The 25653-nt window shown below is 45.8% G+C and carries 29 protein-coding genes; 12 read left to right on the top strand and 17 right to left on the bottom strand.

What is annotated here, in order from left to right; translation table 11 throughout:
- Nucleotides 1-198 precede the first annotated feature (198 nt).
- Nucleotides 199-1107, bottom strand: a complete 909-nt coding sequence (locus HUG15_RS21935; RefSeq protein WP_200125824.1) for a nuclease-related domain-containing protein — start codon at nt 1105-1107, stop codon at nt 199-201.
- 444 nt (nt 1108-1551) lie between these two features.
- Here HUG15_RS21935 and HUG15_RS21930 point away from each other — a divergent pair, with 444 nt between their 5' ends.
- From HUG15_RS21930 to HUG15_RS21890, 9 genes are all read left to right on the top strand, one after another.
- On the top strand, nt 1552-2178 hold the full coding sequence (locus tag HUG15_RS21930) for a uracil-DNA glycosylase (protein ID WP_200125822.1): 627 nt from the start codon (nt 1552-1554) through the stop codon (nt 2176-2178).
- 210 nt (nt 2179-2388) lie between these two features.
- Complete coding sequence (spoIIID, locus tag HUG15_RS21925) at nt 2389-2658, top strand: sporulation transcriptional regulator SpoIIID (RefSeq protein ID WP_200125820.1); 270 nt, start codon at nt 2389-2391, stop codon at nt 2656-2658.
- Between the two features lie 246 nt (nt 2659-2904).
- Nucleotides 2905-3894 carry an LLM class flavin-dependent oxidoreductase gene (locus tag HUG15_RS21920; protein ID WP_200125818.1) on the top strand — a complete coding sequence of 330 codons (990 nt, stop codon included), beginning with the start codon at nt 2905-2907 and terminating at the stop codon, nt 3892-3894.
- Nucleotides 3895-4094: 200 nt separating this feature from the next.
- Nucleotides 4095-5096, top strand: coding sequence for a rod shape-determining protein MreB (gene mreB / locus HUG15_RS21915; protein ID WP_200125815.1), 1002 nt, complete (start codon nt 4095-4097; stop codon nt 5094-5096).
- 16 nt (nt 5097-5112) lie between these two features.
- Nucleotides 5113-5937, top strand: coding sequence for a flagellar hook-basal body protein (locus tag HUG15_RS21910; protein WP_200125813.1), 825 nt, complete (start codon nt 5113-5115; stop codon nt 5935-5937).
- Between the two features lie 39 nt (nt 5938-5976).
- Entirely contained in the window at nt 5977-6792 is an 816-nt protein-coding gene (locus HUG15_RS21905) for a flagellar hook-basal body protein (protein WP_246516435.1), read from the top strand.
- 44 nt (nt 6793-6836) lie between these two features.
- A complete protein-coding gene (locus HUG15_RS21900) occupies nt 6837-7052 on the top strand; it encodes a DNA-directed RNA polymerase subunit beta (protein ID WP_200125811.1) in 216 nt (71 codons plus the stop codon).
- A gap of 1 nt (nt 7053) precedes the next feature.
- Nucleotides 7054-7497, top strand: coding sequence for a 3-hydroxyacyl-ACP dehydratase FabZ (fabZ, locus tag HUG15_RS21895; protein ID WP_200125809.1), 444 nt, complete (start codon nt 7054-7056; stop codon nt 7495-7497).
- A gap of 177 nt (nt 7498-7674) precedes the next feature.
- On the top strand, nt 7675-7974 hold the full coding sequence (locus HUG15_RS21890; protein WP_200125807.1) for a DNA primase: 300 nt from the start codon (nt 7675-7677) through the stop codon (nt 7972-7974).
- Between the two features lie 92 nt (nt 7975-8066).
- Here the strand turns inward: HUG15_RS21890 and HUG15_RS21885 are convergent, their stop codons facing one another.
- The 15 genes from HUG15_RS21885 to HUG15_RS21815 form a co-directional block, all read right to left on the bottom strand.
- Nucleotides 8067-9062, bottom strand: a complete 996-nt coding sequence (locus HUG15_RS21885; protein WP_200125805.1) for a DUF3231 family protein — start codon at nt 9060-9062, stop codon at nt 8067-8069.
- A 905-nt stretch (nt 9063-9967) separates the two neighbouring features.
- Nucleotides 9968-10984 (bottom strand): DUF3231 family protein, encoded by a 1017-nt coding sequence (locus HUG15_RS21880; RefSeq protein ID WP_200125803.1) that lies wholly within the window; start codon nt 10982-10984, stop codon nt 9968-9970.
- 64 nt (nt 10985-11048) lie between these two features.
- Nucleotides 11049-12254 (bottom strand): Ger(x)C family spore germination protein, encoded by a 1206-nt coding sequence (locus HUG15_RS21875; RefSeq protein ID WP_200125801.1) that lies wholly within the window; start codon nt 12252-12254, stop codon nt 11049-11051.
- 21 nt (nt 12255-12275) lie between these two features.
- Nucleotides 12276-12476, bottom strand: a complete 201-nt coding sequence (locus HUG15_RS21870) for a CLC_0170 family protein (protein ID WP_200125799.1) — start codon at nt 12474-12476, stop codon at nt 12276-12278.
- 12 nt (nt 12477-12488) lie between these two features.
- Nucleotides 12489-13688 carry a Ger(x)C family spore germination protein gene (locus HUG15_RS21865; RefSeq protein WP_200125797.1) on the bottom strand — a complete coding sequence of 400 codons (1200 nt, stop codon included), beginning with the start codon at nt 13686-13688 and terminating at the stop codon, nt 12489-12491.
- Entirely contained in the window at nt 13685-14782 is a 1098-nt protein-coding gene (locus HUG15_RS21860) for a GerAB/ArcD/ProY family transporter (protein WP_200125795.1), read from the bottom strand. The genes HUG15_RS21865 and HUG15_RS21860 overlap by 4 nt, the downstream gene beginning before the upstream one ends.
- A gap of 35 nt (nt 14783-14817) precedes the next feature.
- Nucleotides 14818-16380, bottom strand: a complete 1563-nt coding sequence (locus tag HUG15_RS21855; protein WP_211202301.1) for a spore germination protein — start codon at nt 16378-16380, stop codon at nt 14818-14820.
- A gap of 279 nt (nt 16381-16659) precedes the next feature.
- Nucleotides 16660-17586, bottom strand: coding sequence for a nuclease-related domain-containing protein (locus HUG15_RS21850; protein ID WP_200125791.1), 927 nt, complete (start codon nt 17584-17586; stop codon nt 16660-16662).
- A gap of 36 nt (nt 17587-17622) precedes the next feature.
- Nucleotides 17623-17763, bottom strand: a complete 141-nt coding sequence (locus HUG15_RS23805; protein WP_425504067.1) for a hypothetical protein — start codon at nt 17761-17763, stop codon at nt 17623-17625.
- A gap of 158 nt (nt 17764-17921) precedes the next feature.
- Nucleotides 17922-18665, bottom strand: a complete 744-nt coding sequence (locus tag HUG15_RS21840) for a DUF3231 family protein (protein ID WP_200125787.1) — start codon at nt 18663-18665, stop codon at nt 17922-17924.
- Nucleotides 18666-18698: 33 nt separating this feature from the next.
- The gene (locus HUG15_RS21835) at nt 18699-19169 is read right to left on the bottom strand and encodes a CBO0543 family protein (RefSeq protein ID WP_200125785.1); all 471 of its coding nucleotides are present in this window, start codon (nt 19167-19169) and stop codon (nt 18699-18701) included.
- 16 nt (nt 19170-19185) lie between these two features.
- On the bottom strand, nt 19186-19650 hold the full coding sequence (locus tag HUG15_RS21830; protein WP_200125783.1) for a hypothetical protein: 465 nt from the start codon (nt 19648-19650) through the stop codon (nt 19186-19188).
- Complete coding sequence (locus HUG15_RS21825; RefSeq protein WP_200125781.1) at nt 19650-20438, bottom strand: hypothetical protein; 789 nt, start codon at nt 20436-20438, stop codon at nt 19650-19652. Before HUG15_RS21825 ends, HUG15_RS21830 begins: the two co-directional genes overlap by 1 nt.
- 23 nt (nt 20439-20461) lie before the next feature.
- Entirely contained in the window at nt 20462-20911 is a 450-nt protein-coding gene (locus tag HUG15_RS21820; RefSeq protein ID WP_200125779.1) for a hypothetical protein, read from the bottom strand.
- Nucleotides 20912-21263: 352 nt separating this feature from the next.
- A complete protein-coding gene (locus HUG15_RS21815; protein ID WP_200125777.1) occupies nt 21264-21434 on the bottom strand; it encodes a hypothetical protein in 171 nt (56 codons plus the stop codon).
- 117 nt (nt 21435-21551) lie between these two features.
- On the opposite strand from HUG15_RS21815, the gene HUG15_RS21810 reads away from it, so the two are divergent.
- On the top strand, nt 21552-21869 hold the full coding sequence (locus tag HUG15_RS21810; RefSeq protein ID WP_200125775.1) for an RNHCP domain-containing protein: 318 nt from the start codon (nt 21552-21554) through the stop codon (nt 21867-21869).
- A gap of 103 nt (nt 21870-21972) precedes the next feature.
- Nucleotides 21973-22998: a DUF3231 family protein gene (locus tag HUG15_RS21805; protein ID WP_200125773.1), complete on the top strand. Its 1026-nt coding sequence runs from the start codon at nt 21973-21975 to the stop codon at nt 22996-22998.
- Between the two features lie 999 nt (nt 22999-23997).
- Here HUG15_RS21805 and HUG15_RS21800 read toward each other — a convergent pair.
- The gene (locus HUG15_RS21800) at nt 23998-24729 is read right to left on the bottom strand and encodes a Fic family protein (protein ID WP_200129101.1); all 732 of its coding nucleotides are present in this window, start codon (nt 24727-24729) and stop codon (nt 23998-24000) included.
- Between the two features lie 171 nt (nt 24730-24900).
- On the opposite strand from HUG15_RS21800, the gene HUG15_RS21795 reads away from it, so the two are divergent.
- Entirely contained in the window at nt 24901-25575 is a 675-nt protein-coding gene (locus HUG15_RS21795) for a LuxR C-terminal-related transcriptional regulator (protein ID WP_200125771.1), read from the top strand.
- The last annotated feature ends 78 nt before the right edge of the window (nt 25576-25653 follow it).

The following is a 25653-nucleotide window of genomic DNA, read 5'->3' as shown; positions in this document are numbered from 1 at the left end:
GGAAGGATGGCGGCCCGGCGATGAAACCCTAACTGAAGATTTTGGAGGCCTTTAGGTCGTCAACGGAGCCGGATGAAGTCCTAACTAAGATCCGTGAAGGTCGTTAGGTCGCCAACCGATCGGGATGAAGCCCTAACTGAAGATCGCGAAGAGCGTTAGGTCGTCAATCGAGCAGAATGAAGCTCTCCCCCCATCGTTTCAATCAATATAATAGGAGACTTTCCCATGATTGACACGATTAAAATTTTTTGCCAATACTCTTTGGACTTTTTTCGATGAAACGATGTCCCCGCACCAATCTCGAATCGTATTGGTTGTTATTTTTTGTTCCGGAAAAAGGGCTTTAAATTCTTCCACATGCCGCATAATTGCCGTTTCATTGTCTTCAATGTTGCCGCATTTGTTACATAGCATTTTTCTTTCTCCCGCGATCATCCATGATGCACACCATGCGCACACAATCCCTTTTTTTAATTGTGCATAATTATAATCGAGCAAGCGGGAAAACGGGGAATCCGTACGATGACGTGATGCTAATTGATTGCCGATCTGGATATTATTTTGGGTTATTTTGGAGGAATTGCCGTTTAATTTTTTTATAAAACGGTCAATTTGGGAGGCAAATAGAATGGGCATATCCGGGGTTGCGTTGTATAAAGTGAAATGGGGGTTAACAAACACAAGGTGGGGATGAATCGGGATGGATATTTTGAGGTGTCTATGGAGCAGTTGTCTAAACAGAGATTCGCTCCTTTTCAGTTGGAGCAGGGGGTTTTTAATTTCCTCTCCTGAAAGCAAAGACCAATGATCCGCTTTGATGTCAAAATCCCCTTCGAAATTTTTAATTTCAAAAAGATGGATGTTTTTCTTAAAAAGAACTAGCGTGTCAATTTGAAACAGTGAAAAATTCTGTTCAAGTAGCAAGTCGGCTAAAATGAGGCATTCCGGCTTTAACTCTACTAACTTTGCGTCAAATGCGACTTCCCCGTCAAACCCCTTTTCTAGGTTTAGGTAGTACCGTTTGTCTTCTGGCAGTAAGCGCATTCGCATATCCAAAGACCTGAGCTTTTGTAATTCCTGCGGCACATCACGAGGTTTCAAAAACACCGCATACGCTCCTTTCAGATAGAATATCTTTTATTCTACCACATCAGTGGGAATTTGTACTCATCGAATTGCAAGCACTATCATTAATACGCCCCAAGCGACTTGTAGGAAAAACATGATAGTCTACGCGTGACGAAGGGAAATGGTGCCCTAACTGAAGATAGCGGAAGGCGTTAGGTCGTCAACAGAGCAGAATGAAGCCCTAACTCATGAACTAGGGAGCACTTAGGTCATCAACCGGTCCCGTTGCAGCCCTAACTAAGATCCACGGAGGGCGTTAGGTCGTCAACCGAGTAGAATGGAGTCCTAACTCATGTCATAGAAGCATTCCAGTCCCTAACTCCCCCCTCAAACTTCCTTTTCGAGGTAGCCGTAAGCACATTCGCGCATCCAAATGTTATACTCGAATTGTCCATACTCATCAGCAGAAAGGATCAACGACCAATGCAGTTTCCTGCGGAAATCATAGCGCAATGCCAATCCGCCCTCGAAACCCATCAGCTTGAAGGATTCTTAACCGGCGCGGGGAATGAGGACGCTGATATCATGTTTATCGCCGAAGCCCCGGGCGAAAAAGAAGCAGAAACCGGCGAACCGTTCTGTGGCCGGTCAGGGAAAGTGCTCGACAGCTATTTAACAACGTTAGGACTTGCCCGCAAAGACGTATACATCACAAGCGCGGTGCGCAGCCGCCCTTTCAAATGGGGCGAACGCCGTCCAAACGGAACCCCGGTCATGAAAAAAATAAACCGGAAACCGACGGAGAAAGAAATTTTTGCCCACGCGCCCTTGCTTGATTATCAAATTGCAGCTATACGACCAAGGATCATCGTTAGTCTCGGAGGCGTCGCGCTTAAACGCCTGCTCGGAAACTCAGCAAAAATGTCAATGATGCACGGGACGATCCATCATTCACCTGTGCAAAATCGCGTTAAAAACAACTATCAATGGAGTACGGAAACGTACGACGTGTGCGCTCTATATCACCCCGCGGCTGTCTTTTACAATCCGTCGCTTCGTGAGGTGATCGATGAAGATTTACATGCTTTGAAAACAATCACCGAATTATAAAGATAAAAAACGTAATGACTCATCAATTTGTTGGCGAATTTTTTGATTCGACAATGGTCGCGGTCAACGAACTGTGAGCGGGAGTGCCTGTTACATCTGAGTTTACGCTGAAGATTTTCTTCAAACCCTTGTCCTGCCTGAGTTTTTGGTATATATACCGGTCTTGGATAATAAACTGTAACAAACCATCCAGACTGGGAGGCGAGGGGTGTGCATGACTACATCAAAGAACGGACCATCAAGATAGGAAGGTATGTGGTGGAAACCCGGAAAACTGTCCGAACAATCGCTAAAGAGTTCGGCGTTTCGAAAAGTACCGTGCATAAAGATTTGACAGAGCGGCTTCCTGACATTAATCCCGAACTGGCAAATGAAGTAAAAAGCATATTGGATTATCATAAATCGATCCGGCATTTGCGCGGTGGGGAAGCAACAAAAGTAAAATATAATAATAAGGGGGAAAAAATCATTCATTCGTAGTACCTTTACTACTGTCGAAAAATTCGTGTTTTTTCGCCGTTGCAAAACATGAACATATAACGCGATCGAAATAAACCCGCCAAAAAGACGAGTGACGAAGGCTCGCGTTACGTGCTTCGTATTCGTCTTTTTATTTTAGATGATGGCGGTTTTCTGAGCATTTTTCTTTTCTTAAAGGCAATTCCCTTGTATTGTTTTTATTGTATAGGTTCATCCTCATAAAAGGATTAGGAAAGGGTGAAAGGCATGAATGCAGATTTTTCCTTATCCGTATTGGATTTGGCGCCGGTCCATGCAGAACAGACGCCGGCAGATGCATTTGAAAATAGCAAAAAACTGATTCAACATACGGACAAGCTTGGGTATCACCGTTATTGGGTGGCTGAACATCATAATATGAAAGCGATCGCCAGTTCAGCTACTTCTGTGCTTATCGGTTACTTAGCCGGCCATAGTGAGAATATTCGCGTCGGTTCAGGCGGTGTGATGCTCCCGAATCACGCGCCTTTAATCATCGCGGAACAATTTGGGACACTGGAGGCGATGTATCCGAATCGCATTGATTTGGGTTTGGGACGAGCTCCCGGTACGGATCCGATGACGATTCGCGCGTTACGTCGTGATCAAATGAGTAGTGTCAATGACTTTCCCGATAACGTGAATGAACTGCTGAAGTATTTTAGCAACGAAGACGCGCCTGTGAAGGCCATCCCCGGCCATGGTTCTGAAGTGCCGATCTATTTGTTGGGTTCGAGTACCTACAGTGCTCAACTTGCCGCAGCTTTAGGCTTGCCGTTTGCGTTCGCGAGTCATTTTGCGCCGGGTGAATTGTTTAATGCTTTGCGCCTGTATCACGAACGTTTCCAAGCCTCGGAGCATCTAAGCGAGCCGTACGCGATGGTCACGGTCAATGCCGCTCTTGCTGATACGACAGAGGAAGCTGAAAAACTGGCAACGACGAATTATTTGCGGTTTTTAACCATCGTCCGTGGCGGCAAAGCGGAAATCGATACAAAACCGGTCGATAATATGGATGACCATTGGACAGAATTTGAAAAAGCTCAGGTGCTCCAATCATTAAAATACACATTCGTAGGCGATCAGGAAAAAGTGAAAAAAGAACTGGAAGATTTCCACGCCGAAGCTAAGTTCGATGAGCTCATTGTTAGTTCGGACATTTACGATCAGGAAAAAAGAAGGCGCAGTTACGAGTTGTTGGCTAATATATGGGATTAATGAGAAACCGGCAAGGAGAATGTACCTTGCCGGTTTTGTCTATGTAACGTATCATTCCCTTTCCAAGTCACAAAATTTCACAAATATCGATATGAAGATTCATATTTCGATTCGAATGTGGTAAAATTAAGCATTGAGTGTGCATTCATCAGAACGTTTTCTTTTACATAAATTAACATTCACGGAGAGGAAGGTGCAGCATGTTCGGAAGAGATATCGGGATAGATTTGGGGACCGCAAATGTACTTATACACGTCAAAGGTCAAGGCATTGTGTTGGAAGAACCCTCTGTTGTTGCCGTTGATAACACGACCGGCAAAACGATGGCAGTGGGGGAAGAAGCGTTTCGAATGGTTGGCCGCACACCCGGAAATATCGTGGCATTGCGCCCAATGAAAGATGGGGTTATTGCCGACTTTGATTTAACGGAATCGATGTTGCGTCATTTTTTGTCAAAAATTAATGTTCGTTCAGCTTTTATGAAACCGCGAATTTTGATCTGTTGCCCGGCAGACATTACTTCCGTAGAGCAAAAAGCCATTCGCGAAACGGTTGAAAAAAGTGGCGGAAAACATGTGTATTTGGAAGAGGAGCCAAAAGTAGCCGCGATTGGCGCAGGGATGGAGATTTTTCAACCAAGTGGCAACATGGTCATCGATATTGGCGGGGGCACCACGGACGTTGCTGTTTTGTCCATGGGAGGGATCGTCACCTCGAAGTCGATTAAAACGGCAGGTGACCAATTCGACAATGATATTTTCCATTATATCAAGCGACATTATAAATTATTAATTGGAGAGCGCACAGCAGAGGATATAAAAAAAGAGGCCGTAAGTGTTTCGCCGGCCGGACGTACAGGGACATTCGATATCCGTGGACGTGATATGGTCAGCGGGCTACCCCGTACGGTCACGATTCACTCGGAAGAAATAAACAATGCTTTGAAAGAATCAGTGGCTACCATCACCCAGGCAGCCAAGCTTGTATTGGAACAGACGCCCCCGGAGTTGGCAGCTGATATTATTGATAAGGGAGCGTTTATTACAGGCGGCGGTGCACAGTTGCATGGGATGCAGGAACTTTTCGCCGAGGAATTAAAAATCCCTGTCTTTATTGCGGAAGAACCGATGCAGTGTGTAGCGAACGGTACCGGAGTTATGTTGGAGAACTTAGATAAAATGTCCAATAAAATACGCGCTTAAAAAGGAGGGCATCGGAATGATCAGAGGTTTTTACCAAGCGGCTTCCGGCATGATTGCAGAGCAAAGGCAGACGGAAATGCTCGGGGATAATCTCGCGAATATGCACACCCCCGGCCATAAAGGCGATCATGGCCCCACACGGACATTTCCGAACATGTTGATTCAAGCGATGAACAATGGGGATGCCGGAACAAATGGAATTATCGGGGATATTCCGACAGGTGTATACATGCAGGAACGGGCACCGGACGTCCGGCAGGGGGATTTGCGTGAAACCGGCGCAGGAACCGATGTCGCCCTTCTACAAGGGGCACTGGAGCCTGAAGCGGAAACCGGTGAGCCCGGAATGCTGTTATTCGCCGTGCAAGATGAAGACGGGAATGTTCAGTATACACGCAACGGAAATTTTGCCGTTGATGGACAAGGGTTCCTCACAACTGGTGAAGGCCATTACATATTGGGAACGGATAGCGAGCCATTGGACGTAGGAAATGAGTGGTTTACGCTTGAAAGTGACGGGGAAATCACGGCTGACTCGGGTGAATACGTCGGGCAAATGGAAGTTGCCTACGCACCTGACCCCGTGCAATTGGCAAAGACAGGCGCCGGTCTTTTGCAATATGAAGGCGAGGATCCCGAGGGATTGCCGAGTGCAGTGGGCGATGATGCGTATCCTTATGAATTGCAACAACAGTTTTTGGAGCGCTCCAATGTAGATGTTGGTCAAACGATGACAGACATGACACAGGCATACCGACAATTTGAGGCAAATCAATCGGTTCTACAGGCTTACGACCAAAATATGCAACGAACAGTGAATGATATTGGCAGTATCGGCTAATATTTCCCGGGAAATATGTCGAAAATAAGGAGGGCGATTATGTTATCATCGACTGTCACAATGGGCCAATTGCAGCAAAGCATGGATACGATTTCAAATAATATCGCCAACATCAACCGTACCGGCTATCAACGCCGGGAGGATTCATTTTCCGATTTGCTTTTTCAACAGATGGATCATCAACGTGTGCCTCAACCGGAAGGCAATCGTTTGACGCCTGAAGGTATACGTGTCGGAAATGGTGCCGGCGTTTCGCAAACAGCGCTACGTTATGATCAAGGAGCTGTGCAAGAAACGGAACGTGCCCTTGATTTTGCGTTGGCGGAAGCCGGGGTCTTTTTCCCTGTACAAACAGAAGACGGACAAGCGTTTACGAGAGATGGCGCCTTTTATTTAAGTGAAACTGCCCCGGGGGCTGATACGTGGCAACTTGTGACCCGGGAGGGGGATGTGTTGACAAACGGTGACGGGGAACCGTTTGTTGTTCCCGGTCAAGCGAGCGATTTTACGTTGCATCCGGATGGCGCGCTCGTCGCTGATTTAACAGGAGGCGGCACCGCTACATTGGGCGAATTGGAAGTAGCGACCATTGAACGCCCGCAACTGTTGGAAGCGATTGGGGATAATTTGTTTCAACTCCCTGATTTGGCAGCGCTGGGTGTAGACGGAGCCGATGTGCTGGGGTTCGATGCCGCGGGTGTTGAGCAAGTCACCCAAGGTGCATTGGAACAGTCTAATGTGGATATGGCTACGGAAATGACGAATTTGATGGAAATGCAACGCAGTTACGGCATGCATGCGCGGAATATTACGCAACAAGATGAGATGATGGGGCTCGTGAACAGCCTTCGATAAGGGGTTATTCATGATCATGCGTAACGAAGGCGAGGAAGGGAAAAATGAAAAGCGTAGCGAAAAAAGGCACAACAACACGCATTAAAGGTGTGTCTTGTCCCTATTTGGCTGCGCTTTCTCATTGTTCTTTTTTGCTTTTCGCAAGCGTGATGGTCGGTTTGGTCCCCGGCTACTCGATCGTTGGTGACGGGGAAGGGCTCCGGATATTACGCGTAGAGACGTGGCAAGACCTTTATCAATATATTTCAGGGGGTACATAAATTGTTGACGACAGAAGAAATACAAGCGATTATTCCCCATCGCCATCCGTTTTTATTGATTGACCGTGTGGCGGAACTCGAAGTGGGAAAGCGATGCCTCGCGCTTAAAAATGTGACCGCCAATGAGGATTATTTTAACGGTCATTTTCCGGGTTATCCGGTTATGCCGGGAGTGCTCATCGTTGAAGCGCTGGCGCAAACGGGGGCGGTTGCGTTGTTAAAAGATGAAAAAAACCGGGGTAAATTAGCTGTCTTTGCCGGTATTGACAACTGTCGATTCAAAGGGCAGGTAACACCGGGAGACCAACTCAAGTTGGAAACGACACTGACGCGCGTACGCGGTTCGGTCGGAAAAGGTCATGGTACGGCAACGGTCAACGGTGAAGTGGTCGCGGAAATGGACTTGATGTTTGGGCTTGTGGAACGTGAAAAAGGGAAGGATTGATGAAAAAACCGGCTCTCGCGATGGTGTGAGAATATAAGAGAATATGAAATAATGTATAAAGACATTCAAAAACAACCGCAACCCATAGACGAGAGTCCAACACGTTGTTATGATAAGCACAGTTAACAGGAAGCGCTGTTAACAACTAACTCTTACAATTAATGGGGGAAGTTAATCATGAATAAGAAACTACTTTATGGAGTACTTTCAGGAATCCTTTCCGTCGGTATGCTAGCTGCATGCAACGGCGAAGAAGAAAATGGCGATGATCCTGCTGGCGACGATCCTGCTGGCGACGAAGAAGAAGAAGATCTAGGTGAAGAAGATGACGGTCTAGAAGATGACGGCCTAGATGATGATGGTCTAGATGACGAAGAAGAAGACGACGATCTAGGTGCTGACGACGAAGAAGAAGACGAAGACGGCCTAGACGATGAAGAAGATGACGAAGAAGAAGACGATGAGCTTGATCTTTAATTAAAGATCAATAGCAAGGCGCCCACGGGCGCCTTTTTTCATGTTCCAAAAATTAAACAAACGTTTATTTAGGCTGCTCTTGTCGCTTATGACTAAGGCTTTGCCAATTCATCGCGGTCTGGCGCTTGCGGTGGATTCTCCATCCATCTGTTGTCAATCATGAGTTTTGCGCCGTCACCGGCGTATTTCATAATTTCCGCGCTAAGACGGATATAATGCGTCTGTATGTCACTCCTCACGGTGCCGGCCATGCTTGTTCCGTAGTAGCCCATACCAATGCCTATGAGTGCTGTCGTCATGAACATCATCAGTTTTTCTGAAAATGGCGCAGTCGTAGAGGCTGTGACTTCCGTATCCCAGGTGACGGGCGCGGGAATGTCATCTTTGCTCAATACGGAGCCGAATATTTCCACGTGTTTGGCCGCCATGTCTTTGCCCCTGAGTAAATATTGGACAACCTCCTTCGTTTTGGCCACTTGACTGAACCCCATTAACATTGCCATGCCTAACATATTCCGCTGAATATTTTCATGCAGATTCGTAATTTCCAGTGATACTAATGGGCGATGTTCTCCGAACCAACCGCTGAGAAAGCTTTTTTTGTGTACAAACGCCACCTTTTCCGGATACGGCATGTACGGCGGGCGAATAAAAAGACCTTTTGATAGCAAAAGATTATTTGCCTTTTCATGAATGTCGCCGTATTGTTTTAGACATGCAAAAAAATAGTCGTGCATGTCCGGTCGGGCCGATAACGCGGTACTCATACTATGCGCGTTCATTCCTAATGCTCCCATTTGCTGCAAATAGTACAGCATAAATGTGTCAGAATACAGGCGCGGGGCATTCACATTGACATCGTCCTCTGTGAATCCAACAGGAATCGGAAATTGCTCATCATTAAAGAAAGACGTCAATGATTGGATATGCCCATCGGATATCGCTAAAGCATCGGCCAATAATGCATGAATGTCGCTATCTTCCACATGTGCCAAAAAATAACGAAGGATGCAAACGGACAATGTGTCATTAAGGTAAGAGCCCCACAGCTGAGAGATTTCTGCTGCTGTCAATCGAGCATTAGACATCGGATGTCACCTCTGGTAAAGGATATATTTCTATGGTTACCAGTTCGTATATAATTATGTTCTGGTGTTGCAATTGGACTCCTTTGTGACAGTAAGGCAAAACGCAGATTTGGTGGTAATCCCTCAAATGGAGGTCGAGCTGCTCCGAGAGGAACAAGAGGAGCTAAGTAATCCCTCAAACGGAGGCCGAGTTGCTCCGAGAGGAACAAGAGGAGCCAAGTAATCCCTCAAACGAAGGCCGAGCTGCTCCGAGAGGAACAAGAGGAGCTAAGTAATCCCTCAAATGGAGGCCGAGTTGCTCCGAGAGGAACAAGGGAAGCCAAGTAATCCCTCAAATGGAGGTCGAGCTGCCCCGAAAGGAACAAGGGAAGCTAAGTAATCCCTCAAACGGAGGCCGAGTTGCTCCGAGAGGAACAAGGGAAGTAAATAATTTGGGTTACGAGTCCAAAGCACCGGATCCGGAGGTGTGAGAACGCTCCATGGCGCCTGAAAAGCCTGCTTCAACCGAATTCAGGTGTCAAGACCTCTTCATGGCAACCGAAAGACCGATCTGCTCTTGCATTCAGGCTTCATGAACGCTCCATGGCGCCTGAAAAGTCCTGCTTCAACCGAATACAGGCGTCATGACCTCTTCATGGCGACCGAAAGACCAATCTGCTCTTGTATTCGGGCATCATGAACGCTCCATGTCGCCTGAACAGCCCAGCTTCAACCGAATTCGAGCACCCAATGTACCCCTGCATAGCAGAAGCTTCGAATCCGGGGTGCGATGAAGCGTCCAACGCACCTCTGCAAGGCAGAAAACGCGAATCCGGGGTGCCATGAAAACAAACAGCCGCCTGATAGTGCCAAATATAAGGCTTATCGCCATTATTTGGTATCACAGTTGCTCCATTATGCGCTTCTTAATTCTTTTTCTTGATGATTTGCTCACGATCGACCGTTCGCGGCGGTTCTTCCAACCATTCGTGTTGGATCATTAGATCGGCACCGTCTTCTGCATACGCGGAAATTTCCGCGGTCAGGCGCGTGTACATCGTAACAAGGTCATTTCGTAAGCTGGAGCCTGCAGCGACACCATAACGGCCAATACTCGCTTGGATAAGTAAGTTAGTGTGAACCATCATGAGTTTATCCGAAAAGGGAGGGTCTGTCGAGTTCAGTACGGACGCATCCCAAGTCATTGGCGCTTGAATGTCACTTTTGACGAGTGAGTCGCTAAATAATTTCACGTGTTTTTTCGAAATATCTCTCCCCCGCAACATATAGTCTCTTACCTTTTGGGATTTAGCTGTTTGCCCAAAACCGGTGCATAACATGATACCGAGTGCGTTGGTTTCTAGGTTTCCGTATAAATGTGAGATTTCAATGGCATTAAGGGATCGCTTATCGCCGAAAAGCGAAAAACCTGACTTATAATTTGTTCGGTCAATAAAATCGACCTGTTGAGGGGGACTAATATTCGGGGGACGGATTAACAATCCTTTCTCGAGCATTGTTTCCGTCGTTTGATCGTACAGCTGGCTGGCGTTTGTCAGACAGTGGGCAAAAAATGCGCGAATATCTTTTCGTGTACACATGGCTTGAAACGTCGCATATTGCGTGTTACTTAATTTTCCGACCTTGTTAAGATAGTCCAAAAAGAAGGTATCGTCAAACAAGGCATCGGCCTTCGTGTTCACATCTTGATCTGTAAAGCCGATCGGAATGGCTAAATTCTCCGCATCGAAAATCATACGAATGGTGTCCATGTCCTGAACGGTTTGCTCGTAGCTTCCTTGAATTAACGTGCGTACATCTTCATCTTTAATGATTTGCTGGCTGTAAATATAGACGCATCGTAACATACTTTTTGCAATATACGTCGTCCAAAGGCAACCGATTTCAGAGGCTGTCAATAGTTTATGACTCGTTTCGCTCATCATCACCGCTCCCAATTTTAGCTTTATTGTTTGGGAAAAGGTAACGTTCTATGCATGAAACTCCCTACCTTGCGCCCGTGTCCACGCGACGAATGTTGCTGCTTACGTCGACGTTGACATCAATGTCTTGGAAGACTTCCTGCCATTTCTCCTTCGTGCCGATTGCCTGATTCCAGTAGCCGGGATGTTTGGCGCGAATATATTCTCCGAACCCGAATATATCTGATTTTTCCGCTTGCATCTCGTTAATGAATCGTTTGGCCGCCTCATTATTGTCTTTTTTCGCTCTTTCTTCTATATCCTTAATGATTTGTGAATCATCTATTGCGTTTCTACCAGCCTTTTCCGTGATGACCAGTTCGTAACGAATACTAACGTTCACACGGGGTTTTCCCTCTTTGATCTCGGTTTTCATCTTTGTGTCCCGTGACTCCGTATCAATGAAAACGTCTGCATCGGTTCCGGGAATCGATGCAAAAAATTCATATCCGCCTTGGGTATAATCGATTAATCCCATAAAGGTTCCGATATCGACCGGATCCGTATGGCCCATCATTTGATCCCCTTTAAAATAAGCAAGGCCATTGACCTGGATTTCTTCCGGTCCTTTGATCCGAAGGTAAGGAAGAAATCCATCTTGGCCTTTGCTTGATATCATACGCCAGAATAAACCCATGTAATCTTCGGGAAACTTCCCTAAACTGATTGCATTATCAACGACGTTTGCCAAGTATAACGTTGGGACATCTTCCAATTCCGGCGCCATATCCATATATTGTGCGGCCTCCTCTTGGGAGACAACCATCCACGCGTTCCTTCTAATTTCCGGGTTGCGCCGTAACGATTCGTTGAATCTGTCCACCCCTTTTTTTGCGACGTCTTCATTGATGACAATCACGCGTAGTTGCCCTAAAAATAACTGGTCGGCGACTTCTTGTTGTAAATTGCTGATTGCATCTCCGAGTGAATGGCCGACAACACTCAACACCCATACCGGTTCTGACTCGCCTTCGTCTCCCATTGGCGGTCCCAGCGGAACTTCTCCGGGTATGGCAATTTGCGCCGTTACTCGGATCATTTCTGTTTTTGGCGCATCCTCGTCATGGCTAATTTTGTATTCTTCTGCTTCAGCCTTGTCTTTCACATCGTCGATGGCAAGCGCGAGGACATTAGCCCGGGTTTCAATATCGTTACTGTCCCAACAACCTGCCAATGTTAAAAAAAGAATCATTAAAGGAAATAAAACGAGTCGTTTGCCACCCACGTGCATTAAAGACCGCCTCCGTCTCTTTCACCAAAACCATTGATCAATCATCCAATTTAAAATCAATAAGGAAACGCCACCGCAAAGATTAATGCTGCCAATGACGGTTGCTGTCTTTTTTTCCTTTTTTTTCTTCTCCCGATCGTAAGCCTTGACATCAAAATACAAGATGAGAATCCCGGTCACAACGAGTAACGTCACCACATAATTCGTATATCCAATTTCCATCATGTGCCCCCATCATCTTGCTTGTGTATCCACACGCCGGATATTGTACTTAGCATCAACATCGACATCGAGATCTTGAAAGTGCTCATGCCAATTCTCTTTCGTTCCAATTTCCCGTTTCCAGTAGCCGGGGTGTTTGGCGCGAATGTATTCGCCGAATCCGAAAATATCCGATTGTTCTTCCTGCATTTGCGAGATGAACTGTTCAGCATTATCAATCAGCCCCTCTCTTCCTTTTGTTTCGATTCTTTTAATCACTTGTGGATCACTTAAATCCACGTCGTCATCCGTTTTTTCAATAATATCAAATTCATAGCGCATCGTTACGGAAAGTCGAGGTTCTCCTTCTTTCATTTCGGTATTTATTTTTGATTGACGCTGAATCGCTTCCGTTAGTACATGAGCGTCTGTTCCGGGGACAGAATCAAAATAATCATACCCGCCTTTTTGAAATCCGATAATTCCCATAAAAGTTCCTATGTCGACCGGCTCTGTACTGTCGACCATTTGATCCCCTTTAAAATAAGCAAGGCCATTCATTTGAATATTGTCACTGGTCATGACTTTGAGATAGGGGAGGTATCCGTCTTGCCCTTTGCTTGAGGTCCTTCGCCAAAATAACCCCATATAATCTTCGGGAAATTTTCCTAAACCGACTGCATTCTCAATCATGTTGGAAAGATAGATCGTAGGTACTTGCTCCAATTCCGGGGCGATATCCATATATTGCGCGGCTTCCTCTGCGGAAACAACCATCCAAGCGCTTCTCCTTATTTCCGGGTTGCGCCGTAAAGACTCGTTGAATCTGTCTACCCCTTTTTTGGCCACGTCTTCATTGAGGACAATCACTCGTATTTGCCCCAAGAATAATTGCTCGGCGATTTCTTGTTGCAAATTGCTGATGGCCTCCTCCAGTGTATGTCCGATAGTACTTAACACCCATACCGGTTCTGACTCGCTTTCCCCACCCATTGGCGGTCCCAAAGGGACTTCACCCGGAACGGCAATTTGCACCGTGACGCGAATCATTTCTGTTTGCGGCGTATCCCCGAGATGGGTAATGTTGTCTTCCTCTTCTTCTGTGTTGGAATCTACCTCATCAATGGCAATCGCAAGCACGTTTGCCCGGTTTTCAATGTCTTCACTGTCCCAACAGCCGGTGATCAATGGAATAAATAAAAATAAGAGACACCGGACACCGATCCGCTTCATTGGGAACGCCTCCCTTGTTTCTTTCGCAATCGCGCGATCACATATAAAAGAACGGGGTAGATGATGGTCAATACAAGACCCGCCCTTCCAATCCTTTCAATAATTTCATACATCTGAATCGTGTTTTGCGGAAGCATAGCTATAACAAAGACGAAAGGGAGTATAAAAAAGGAAAACATCTTATGATCGCGAAGCCGGAAAAGTTGTTTTATGGCATAAATGGTAAACATGTATGTTGCATACATTGTCGTGAAAACGGCTGTAACAAATACGACTAAAAAAAATATATCGAGCCGCTCCACGAATTCCCCGGGGATCGTTGCCGTTCTTGCCAACTCTAACGTCGGCCAAAGTAAATTTTTGATTTCTTCCGGTCCAAACAATGCCAACGTATTGATGACAATCAAGACGTACAAACCGCCCGCGGCCGCAATCGACCATATGGTAGCTTTCATTGCTTTTTCCGGGGCGCGCATAAACGGGATAATCATAGTGATGATAAACGAGCCTTGCAGCAACGCGGCGATAGTAAAAACACCTGTGACCATCCCGCTTGCATCATGTCCCCACAGGGGCTGCAGGTAAAGAGGGTCCGCGTCCCCTAAGGAAAGGGCGATGATCGCGATACTAGGTACAAAGAGGATCGGGAGATAGAACACATGAATATACGCGAATGTCATCATATCGTTGCGAGAAAAGATGGAAGCCAGTACAAGCATGACGATGACCGTGATTTCCAAAGGCGTTTCCGGGAGAATGTTCGTAATGACGACTTCCCCGAATTCCCGCGCGACAAGGCTCGTTAGTGTAATGAAAAAAGCGATGATGAACAAACTGCCAATTCGCCCCAGCCATTTGCCGATGATATCTTCACTATAGTGAATGATTGATTGCTCCGGAAATCGCATCCCCAACATGGTCAGAACCGCAAGTCCGAACAAGGTAACGAGGATGGCCAAAAATGTAACCATTGGTGCCCCTGTATCCCCGGCTCTTACTGCAATTAACGGGAGAGGAAGAAGCCCAACACCGAGCACCGCGTTGATAACGATGGCCGTTGTTTGGTAAACGGTTAAATTTTTTGGAAAATCCATGCCTTTTACCCTCCCGTCGACCCGACGATGCTCCGTTAATCGCGTGTGCTGTTTGATTCATTGGACATCTGCTCGGATTCTTTCCTGTCTACGCGTCTTTGATTCGGTGAACGGAGAAAATCCGGTCGTTTCCATTGCCTCCATATCGGTGCCCGAAACACAACATCCTTCCATCCTTGCGCATCTCCCGGCGAAACCGGGCTCATATAAGGAACCCCGAACGATTTTAACGAAAGCATGTGATTAAAGATAGAGACGATTCCAATGACAATGCCATATAGCCCAAATATGCCGGCAAAAATAATGATGGGAAAACGTAACATACGTAAAGCAAATGCAGCGCTATAGGATGGTGTCGCAAATGAACTGATCGTGGCTAAAGCGATGACGACAACGGTAATCGGGCTGACAAGCCCGGCTTGGACAGCCGCTTCGCCGACGATGAGCACACCGATGATCGAGAGCGCGCCCCCCACTTGGGTCGGCAAACGAATGGTTGCTTCCCGTAAGACCTCCATGGCTATCTCCATAAATAGAACTTCCAGCACGGCCGGATAAGGCACCCCGGCTCTACCGCTCGCAACCGCGACTGCAAAGTCCGTCGGTAATAGTTCCGGATGAAAGGAAATAAAGGCGACGTAGAGAGAAGGGGTCACTAACGCAAACACGAGTGCCAAGGTTCTAATCGTGCGAATAAAGCTCCCCATTAGAAATCGGTTCGAATAATCCTCCGTTGTTTGATAATGTTGGTTCCATACAACCGGCAATAATAAAGCAAACGGCGAACCATCGAGAAGCAGCGCCACTCTTCCTTCCGCCAGATTGGCAATCGTTTTATCCGGTCGTTCTGTCGTTTGGACCTGTGGAAACGGGGAAAATTTGTTGTCTTCAATGAATTGTTCGACGTAGCCGATATCAGGGATGAGATCCATATCAATGTAAGATAGACGTTTTTCCACTTCTTCGATTAACGATGCATCGGTCGTCCCCTCCAGATAACAAATCGCCAATTTTGATTGGCTCAAATGGCCGAGTTTAAGGGTTTTCACCCGAAAAGCAGGGGTAGCCAGACGGTAACGCAATAAGGATAGATTGGTTCCCAATTGTTCAATGAACCCTTCCCGAGGTCCCACAACGACTTGTTCCGTCTTTGGTTCGTCGATCGCTCTTTTCTCACGTTGACTCGTCTCGATGAGAAGCGCCTCATCGAGACCTTCGATGACAACGACCGATTTCCCGCTTAAGAGTTCTTGAACAAGCGTGGTTAGCTGATTTTCCAGCTCTGTATCACTATGGTAGATGGTTTCATTCAGTAATACATCCAGCAACTGTTCTTTTTTAATATTCTTAGCGGTCAAGTGAGGGGGTTCATACATTAATGCTTTGAGAATATCAGTGTTGATCGACATATGATCCACCATGTCCGAGAAGTAGAACATCGCCGCCGAAAAATTCCCGAACACATGAAATCGGCGCGTCACGAAATCCTCGTTCTGTCCCAATGCGTCTTGTATAAAACGAACCGACTCCTCCAGATTTCCGGAGAGCACCTGTGACATTTGTTGTTGATGCTTTTTTTTCATAAAAAGGAACGACATAATGGATCATCCTCTAAGTTACGACCTGCCGGGCGGTTGCCTCGTTTACCTTATCGTGCCATTTAGTAACAGATTTATGCGAAATGTACGCGGAGGCCGACGAAAAATAGACGTAACGTGGCGGTTGTGTGCCGCGAATTAGTCGCCACCGGGCGGTTGTGGCGCCAAAAACAGGGGGTTCGCCCGAAATTAGACGTCACCTGGCGTGTGTGGCGCCAAAAACCAGGAGATCACCAGAAAATAGTCGCCACCCGGTACCTATAGCGCCTGAGATCAGTCCTATGCCTGATCCTTTGAGCGATTGCTATAATACGACGCTATGCCATGTCCAATACGGTAAAAATTTTTTGCGAGAATACGATTAATATTTCTCGTAGACGCGCTCAATCCACACCAATCATAAATCGCGTTCGTTGTGATTTTCCGATCCGGGAACAGAAGTCGATATTCCGCAACGCTGCGCATAACGACTGTTTCGTTGTCTTCCGCCATTCCACATCCGGAACAAAACCATGTTTTTCTGCGGTATTGCATAAACGAATGACATCCCGAACACACAACACCTTTCTTCAACCCGTCATAATCATATTCAGGCAGGCGCGTACGTGGATTCTCATCCTTATGCAACGCGAGCAACTGCTCGGCAATTTTTTCGTGTTTCTGGCCAAGGCGCGACGTCTGGCTGTTCATTTTTTTCAAAAAACGAGGCATTTGCGTTGGAAAAACGGCAGGTAGCTGTGGGGAATCATTGTAAAGGTAAAATTCAGGGTGAGTAAAAACAAGGAAGGATTCAATCGGGATATTAATTCGATGGGATTGAAGCAATTTTCGCAGGAGGGTCATGCTCCGTTTCCTTTGGAGCAGAGGGTCTTGGATTTCGGTGCCGGAGGACGCCTTCCACTTATCGCCGTCGATGTAAAAATCACCGTCATTATGCTTGGCATCCAAAACAGAAATCTTTTCTTGAAAAATAACCAGCGTATCGATTTGAAAAAGATTACGGTTTTGTTCAAGCAAGACGTCGTTGATGACGAGACAATCAATGGATAGGTCTTCCAACCAAGCATCCATGATCAGTTCTCCGGCATAGCCTTGCTCGAGATTGAGGTAACGTTGGTAGTCGGGGGGTTTCATTCGCATTCGAGGATGTAACATTCGCAAAAGCTTCAGCTCGGCAGGGACTTCACGCGGTTTAATGTTCTTCATCGCCACGTCCTTTCTCAGAATTCTCACTCAATCACATTATACCAAAACGGAGCGCGTGAGGCGAGCCCGCCTACGCCTCACCCCCCCCTCATTCTCCAATGCGTCCCGATCCGGCGCGGGCGGCGGCTGTTCCAGCCACGCGTTCTCAATCATTAAAACCCCGCCGTCTTGTGCCATCGCTGCGACCTCTGCCATTAAACGGGCATACGTCAGCCCTATGTCACGTCACGGACTACCGGCTGTCGATAATCCGTAGTTGCCGATCCCGATGTCCACCAACGCCGTTGTATGGAAGGTCATTAACTTGTCGGAAAACGGAGATTCGGTGGATGAGGTCATGACGTTATCATCCCACATTCCGACCCCGGCAAATCTTCTTCAGCCAAAAGCGAGCGAAATATTTCAACGTGTTTGTGGGCGATTTCTTTTCCGCGCACCAAATATTTTGTGACCTTTGCATCCTTGGCGACTTGTGCGAACCCCATCATGAGTGCTTTGCCGAGGGCGTTTGTTTGCATATTCATAAAAAGATGTGAGATCTCGACGGCACTCAGCGGCCTTTTTTCCCCTAAGAACCCTCTCAAGAATTTTTGTTTTTCCACAAAATCAATCTGTTTCGGCGCAGGAATCACGGGCGGTCGGCTGTACTGCCCCTTAGCCACTAATGTATCTTTGGCGATATCATGATTCTTCATCGCCAGTTGCAGACCGGATTGACAAATGTTCGTTACATCCGATCGCGTGACGTTAGGAATGGCTGCAATTGTCGCGACCTCCACTTGCCGGACGTACTCCAACATGAACGCATCGCTAAACAGGCGCGGTGCGGAAGGGTCCACATCTTCCTCCGTGAATCCGACCGGGATCGCCATTTGCTCACGTTGACACACATCTTCAATCATAGCCAATGTATCTTGTTCTTGTTTCCTGACCAGTTGTAGCAAGTCACGGATGCCCGTGTCTTCAACTTTTTCTAAGAAATAGGTCATCACACAGACAGAAAGGCTGCTCTTTAGATAAAAACCCCAAAGCGTACCGATTTCTGATGCCGTTAACGGCGAGTGATGGTTCGTTTCCAACGTTTGTCACCTCGGTTATCAATATTTGCTACACTAATCATCATATCGCTTTGACAGCCATCTAAAGACGCTAAGGATCCCGCGGCTTCCCAATAAAGCCATCGTAAGGGCGCATACATTATGAACCCATGACCATTTCTTCCATTTAATTAATTTGGTTTTCTTTTCAATGAAGTATTCGACCGAAGTGTGCGCGCCGCTGTACATAAAGGCTTGTGCGATAATTCCCGGTAACTTAGAGCGAGACGTTGTTTGCATAAACCACACGGACAAGAGAGGCAGGAGTAGGTGCTCGTAAAGGACATTCGTATCAAAATACTTTCGAAGGGGACGCACTGTATAATTCAATTTTTTTTCTCGCACAACATACTGGGCAGCAGAACTGGCGAAATAGCCTGTAGAAAAGAAGACAATAGCTCGTTCTTTGACATTTCGCCCAGCGAATGTGAATGGCAAGCATGCCAAACCAATCACGAGTAATAGCCGTAAAATCAGTCGTTCCACAAAAAGGTGTCTCCTTTCATTGTTGGTCTTCGAGTTTGCCTACACCGAAAGCAAAATGTTCCCATAGTATTTTTTTGACCGCTTCCATTTCTTCTGCCTTGCAATCGATCACGACAATGACCTCGGACTGTTCTCCATTTTTCAATCGTTTTCGTTTATGAAACACTTTCAGCCAAATGAAGTTAATGAGAAACCCGAGCAGAAAGCCGAAAGCAGCACCAATCAGTCCCCAGTAAATAGGTCCCCATTCCCATGCAAATCCTCTGCTTGCGAAAATGACCGAAAACACAACGGCGAGCGCCGCCCCTTTGTCAAATAAGCTGACGCCGTCCGACTGTTGAATCGTATCGAACAGTTTGCGGTCGTTACGATTATCGAGCGGCACGGCTAACATACTGCTTTTTGGAATGCCTGTTTGTTCGATTGCCGCCAAAGCCAGTTCCAGAGATGTCGTCTGTTCAAACGTCGCGAAGATTTGCATTACCCCCCTCCTTCCGGGCGAGGGAAATGGACATGTGTTGCTTGATAGTCTTCCTTCAAAACATTCCGCTGTACGTGTTTATAAAGTTTATTGTTTTCCACCGCATGGACATAAGCATCGTACATCGAGAAGAAGATGAGCGATGGGAAAAACATAAACCATTGCGGGTCTAAGACGTCTGTTGCCTCATTAATCTGCCCCAAAAAAAGATGATGAATGGCGATGAGAACATCCGAAAAAATGACAAAAATAATGAACCAAAGAATACAAATAAAAGCAAGCATTACCCGATGAATGTAAAGTTGTCCTAAACCGGGTGTGAGAAGCGACCATAATGTGGCCATAAATGGTATTTTTTGTTCTAAATGATTGATTTCCAAAGCGTTGATACTGAAAGTGGGAAATGGGGCATTTTCAGTTTCTGCCAATAAAAATTGTTTATTCATATCGACGGTCGACCGATAACTATCCCAAATCGTAAAAATATACACCGGTATGTACATCAAAATCCATTTAGGTTCAATGACCTGTTTTGCCATGTCCATCTCCCCGTTAAAAGAATAAACCATCGCGAGATTAAGCTTTGACATGACATTGATAATGATTTCCCATGCGAATAATATGATACCCCGAAGATGCTTGGACAACAGGATATGCCCAAATCCCGGCATTGCCGCCGACCACCAGGCAACGATGTACGGATTTTGTTTATGGAGTTGTGTCGTGTTGAGGGAACCAACATACGCGGTATAACGACGCTCATTGTTCGTCGGTGAAAAATTCTTCATGATGGTCGATCTCCTTACAGTCATTAGGTGAGCGTCTTAATTATTTTCCTGGCGCCAAATCCAATTCCCAATCCGACAAAAGAGCTGAGTATCGGCAAAAAGATCGGTCCGATAACCACTCCCACGATCGCTTGGGAAGAATAAGCAACGCCAATCGTCGTAATGAATGCAGCCGAGGCAAAAGGGATAGCCATATACGGTTTTCCGTCACCGCCGGCCTCTTTGTAAGCATCCCAAATTGCAAAAAAATATAAGCAAGGATAAAACATAATCCATAAGTAATCCGCTTGTTGAACCGCTTCTTCGGTATATCCTTGAAAACTCAACACGATTAACGTGTTCAAATTGCCTTGCACATTGACGACGATTTCAATCAAAATCAGTAGGATCCCCTTCACATAGGATCGGTTTAACAACTGGGCAAATCCCGGCAAAGCAATGCTCCATATAATGGCTTCGACCTTTTTTTCCATTGGCCTCTCCTACCTTGAGTTAGTGTTAGGAAATTGTGGCGGAACTTCCATCCAACCTTTATCGATGATGAGGAGCAGTCCTTCCTACGTGTATTGAATCACGTCTGATAAATCAATGTTTCAGCGATGTACAATCGCCAAAGGTTTGCCAATTTTGCGGAAGTTAAATGGACGTTCTCTCGGTTTTGCATCGAAGGTCCTCCCTTTTCTGCTTAGTGTGTGCGAACGTTAAAAATCAATGCGTTGATTAATATGGTTGCCGCGGCATCGGTTAACCGCGACAACAGCAACACTCAGGAGATGCTAGTGCCGGCGTTGCCACAGGAGGTGGCGATTTTAGCCGGCGTACCTTTTATTCCAGTGTTCGATTCATGTCATCGACATTGATGGGGTGATCGGGATGTGTGGGGTCGCCTTCTGTAAAAATCCCGTCACCGCCGCAAATCGTGCAAGGATATTGCCATCCTTCATCATCCGCCAAGAGACCTCTCCCATCACAGGACGTACATTCGTTTCTACTCATGTGTTCAACGCCTCCTTCGTTCTTTTTCATCATGATGTCCATGAACTCGAAAAAATAACACGGATATGAGAGGATGGAAGCAATTGCTATTAATCGTAAACAGTTGGAGGGATCGGCTTGAGCAAAACAACGGAAAACACCGGTTTTACATGTGAGCAATGCGGAAAAGAGGTACAACCGCTAACGAACGGCAGTTACCGAAATCATTGCCCGTTTTGCCTTCATTCCAAGCATTTGGATAAGCGCCCCGGTGATCGTGCATCCGTATGCGGAGGGCTTATGAAACCGGTGAACTTGAGCTATCATTCGAAAAAGGGATACCAAATCGTCCACGTCTGCCAACGGTGCGGTCATGAACAGCTGAACAAAACGGCGGAAGACAAGGAACAAAGCGATGATGTCATCGCGCTCATGGATCGGTTGGCGAAGGGATGAGACGTCGCTCCGGAAGCCGGCGAAAATTTTACTAAGTATATAGCTGAAAGTTGGAGGGAGAGTAAAGATAAAATCGGTTTGCCGAGCTTAGGAGGATTTAAAAATGACTACGTCAGACCACCTGTCCATTTCAGCGGCAGAATTAGGATCACTTTGGATGGGCTATGAAAACAAGACGATGAACATGAGGTTTTTGGAACACTACATCGAAAAAGCGGAAAACCCGGAAGCCAAAGCTATTTTAAAGTCCTATTACAAAAAAGAAAGTAAACATGTAGAAACACTGACAAACATATTTCAGGAAGAGGGGGCTGTGTTGCCGGTAGGCTATACGGAGAAAGACGTTGAACCAGGGGGGGATCGTCTGTTCGATGAAATGTTTGATATCATGCACTTGCGTTTGATCACCATCATCAATATGGGGCTTTTCACGGTCCATTTAACGATGGCTTATCGGGATGACTTAAGAAAATTGTACCAGCGCTTTACGGCTGATGCGCAAGATGCTTACGACCAAACAACCGATTTTCTGTTGAAGCATGCGGCGATCCCTCGTCCTCCTTATATCACGATGCCTAAAGATGTTGAATTTGCAAAAAGTAAACAATATATGACTGGGTTTAATCTGTTCTCACACAAAAGATCATTAAATGCGGTTGAAATTGGCAACCTTTATCTATCCCTAGAGGCAAACACAATAGGGATGACACTCATGACCGGATTTGCCCAATCAGCGCGAAATAAAGACGCTGCAAAAATTTTCTTTGATGGAAAGGATCTTGCAAAACAAATCGTCACTAAATTAAGCGATCTATTGCGTCAGAGTGATGTGCATACCCCTTCCATGTGGGCAGGCATCGCAACCGATTCGACCAATGCGCCATTTTCAGACAAGATGATGATGTATCAAACGAGCGTATTCGCCAATTTTGGTCTGACAAGCAATGCCATCGGTTCAGCCTTTAGTTTACGAAGCGATTTACCTGCGAAATTGGCAAAAACCGCAACGGACATATTCTCTTTTGCTAAAAATAGCGGTCAAGTCATGGTCGAAAATGGATGGTTGGAAGAACCCCCACAAGCGGAGGACAGAACACAATTGGCAAAGGGACAAAGTAACAAACAATGAGTCGAAGGCTGGGGGATGTTTTAGAAGGATCGGCGGAAATATGCCCGTAAGGATAACAAACATCGGATACTTTTGCGGGGGAAATGGGTGAAAGTGTCCGAACAAGGAGCCAGATCGGACAGTTTTGTGAGGAAAAACTTTTAAATTGTCCGAATGAATGACGATAAAAAAGGAATCCACATTGAGATCATCCCAATGGACATGGATTCCATAAAAAAAGTTCTTTCTTTTGCGAAAAATATGTTTAAATCTTAGTCGGAATCGCGGAACCGTGGTAAAATCTTACTGGGACCCCAAAGGCAAGCAGTGTCACCCCCTAAATTTTCACCTTTGTGATCAGGGGAGGTGATAAGTATTAGCCGCTACAACAAAAAACTAGAGATACGCAACAAGAAATGGAGCATCCGGGCGAACCTTGCGAAAGTATTCGCATCAATAGCCCGGATTGCGTCCAACATCAAAGACATGTTTAACGGGTAAAAGGGTATAAAAGGGGTTGTCGGAACCGTATAGCTTGAGATCCCACAATCTCATGTTATGGCACTGGGTTCCATGGGGTTCGGTGAACACAGTCCCTTTTTACCTTATTCCCGTTCATGAAAAAGTTTATTCAAAAAGAAATGTAAATATACAAAGAAAACACCCGGTTCCCACAAACCGGGCACTTTCTGGTTCAATAATGAACTCAGACGATCAAGTTTAGCCGCTACATCCTTGAGACTAGAGGACTCAAGGTAACGATGGTACACCTTTATCGTAATACCTTTTTTTATGATTATCAAGAGTAATCGAAAAAACATTATTACGCACTTGAGAACTCGCCAGTGGTTTTTGACGACCTAACTTCTCTTTTCGGAAGCCATTAGGGTGCCAACAACGTATTATGATGACCTAACTCGGGGTCGCGCCAGGACTTAGGTCGTCAACATCCGTTTATGGCGACCTAACTCGGATTCGATCCGGTACCCCGGTCGTCAATACCAATTTATCCTCGTTACTCTATCGAACGATCGAACGTAAATACAAATCTAACGAATCCTCTGCGTCCTTTGCAATTAACCGAATAAAATCACCATAATCCTTTTGGGTATGGGCTTTATCTAATGCATTGTAATAATCCAATCGATTCTCTACTTTAATGACGATTGGCGGGAAGCCATCTTTCATTAGCTCTAAGTTTAATAACAAACGTGACACGCAACCATTTCCGTCGATGAAAGGATGAATCCCGACAAAAATAGCATGTAACATTGATCCGCGGGTGATTGGATGCAATTCTCCCGTTTCGTATTCATACCAGTTCATTAGCTGTTCCATTTCTTCCTGAATGTGGAATGGAGCCGGTGGTATATGTTCGGCACCTGAGATAAAAACTTGTTGATCTCGGTAAACACCGGCATAATCATCATTTATTTCTTTTAGTACAAGCCGATGCAGGTTTTTAATTTGCCACTCTGGTAAACGTTCTTTACGCTGGACAATTCCCTCTACATACGTAATTGCGTCACGATGATTAATAACCTCTAAATGTTCGCGCATCGCTTTCCCGCCAACTGTAATACCTTCCAGGACGACCTTCGTTTCATTTAAGCTTAATGTATTTCCTTCGATTGCGTTTGAGTGGTATGTCCATTCAAGCAGCAACTTTTCACGTAAACTTTTTAATGTATACTTTGGCAGAGGCCGGTTGGCATCAAGACGAGCTTTTTTCTGATCAATTTGCGCAAAAATTTCATTTCACCTCTTAAGTATGCCGTGACAAACGATCATTTCTATTAATGTAACATAATCCTTTCCGCTCCGTCGTCCTCCCCGAAACCGGGCGCAAATTTTGCTTAATATTTTGATAATGTAAGCGAAATGTGCTATTCTTAGGTATATTTACAAATGGGAGGATACACGATGATTGTTTGTTTGACCTTTTACGAAGAAACAGAAGCGCAACAGCGGTTAACTGAACTGTATAAGTTTCATAAAGATATGTATTTCGACCCGGATCGAAAAAGGATTATCCTCGAACGGGATCAAATTCATGTTGTCAATGGAAAAAAGGCAAGTCTTGAACAACTAAGAGAACGTCCTTTACATAAATATGTTGCCTTAATTAATCCCGGAGATCGACAATCGTTTGAGAAGGTTCTGAATGCGGGAGTTTCGCATGTTATCGCCGGCTCACATTCCATCCCAACGTTAGCATATCAGATTAAAAACAGAACATCGGGCCTTTCGTATATCGATCCGGTGTTGAATATTGATTTTCTAAAGGTGTTTGATAAGGCGACCACCCGCGAGACTGGTTTACAAAGGCATTTTCAGCTCGATTTTGAAAGAGCCTCTTCGAAACTCAGCTTCGCCGAATGCCGTATTTTGCAAGGAATTTTAGAAGGGAAAAGCAATCTAAAAATTGCAGAGAGTGCTTATCTTGCCAAATCAACCGTCAACAATCATGTAAGTCAAATCATAAGAAAAATCAATGCCAAAGACCGTACGCATGCAATCAAAAGAGCAATTGAATTAGATTGGATCACAGGTGCGCTCCACGATCGGTCCAGCGACCGCGCGGCTCACAAAGCATAGAATGATAACACCGGGCGCCCGATTCCATCCCCAGGGCGCTTTTTTCACGGCCGAAATAAAGGATTTTGCCCGTTCCAT

It is taken from the genome of Salicibibacter cibarius (assembly GCF_016495725.1).
In the GTDB taxonomy this organism is placed as follows: domain Bacteria; phylum Bacillota; class Bacilli; order Bacillales; family Marinococcaceae; genus Salicibibacter; species Salicibibacter cibarius.
This window is presented reverse-complemented; position numbering and strand designations above follow the sequence as displayed.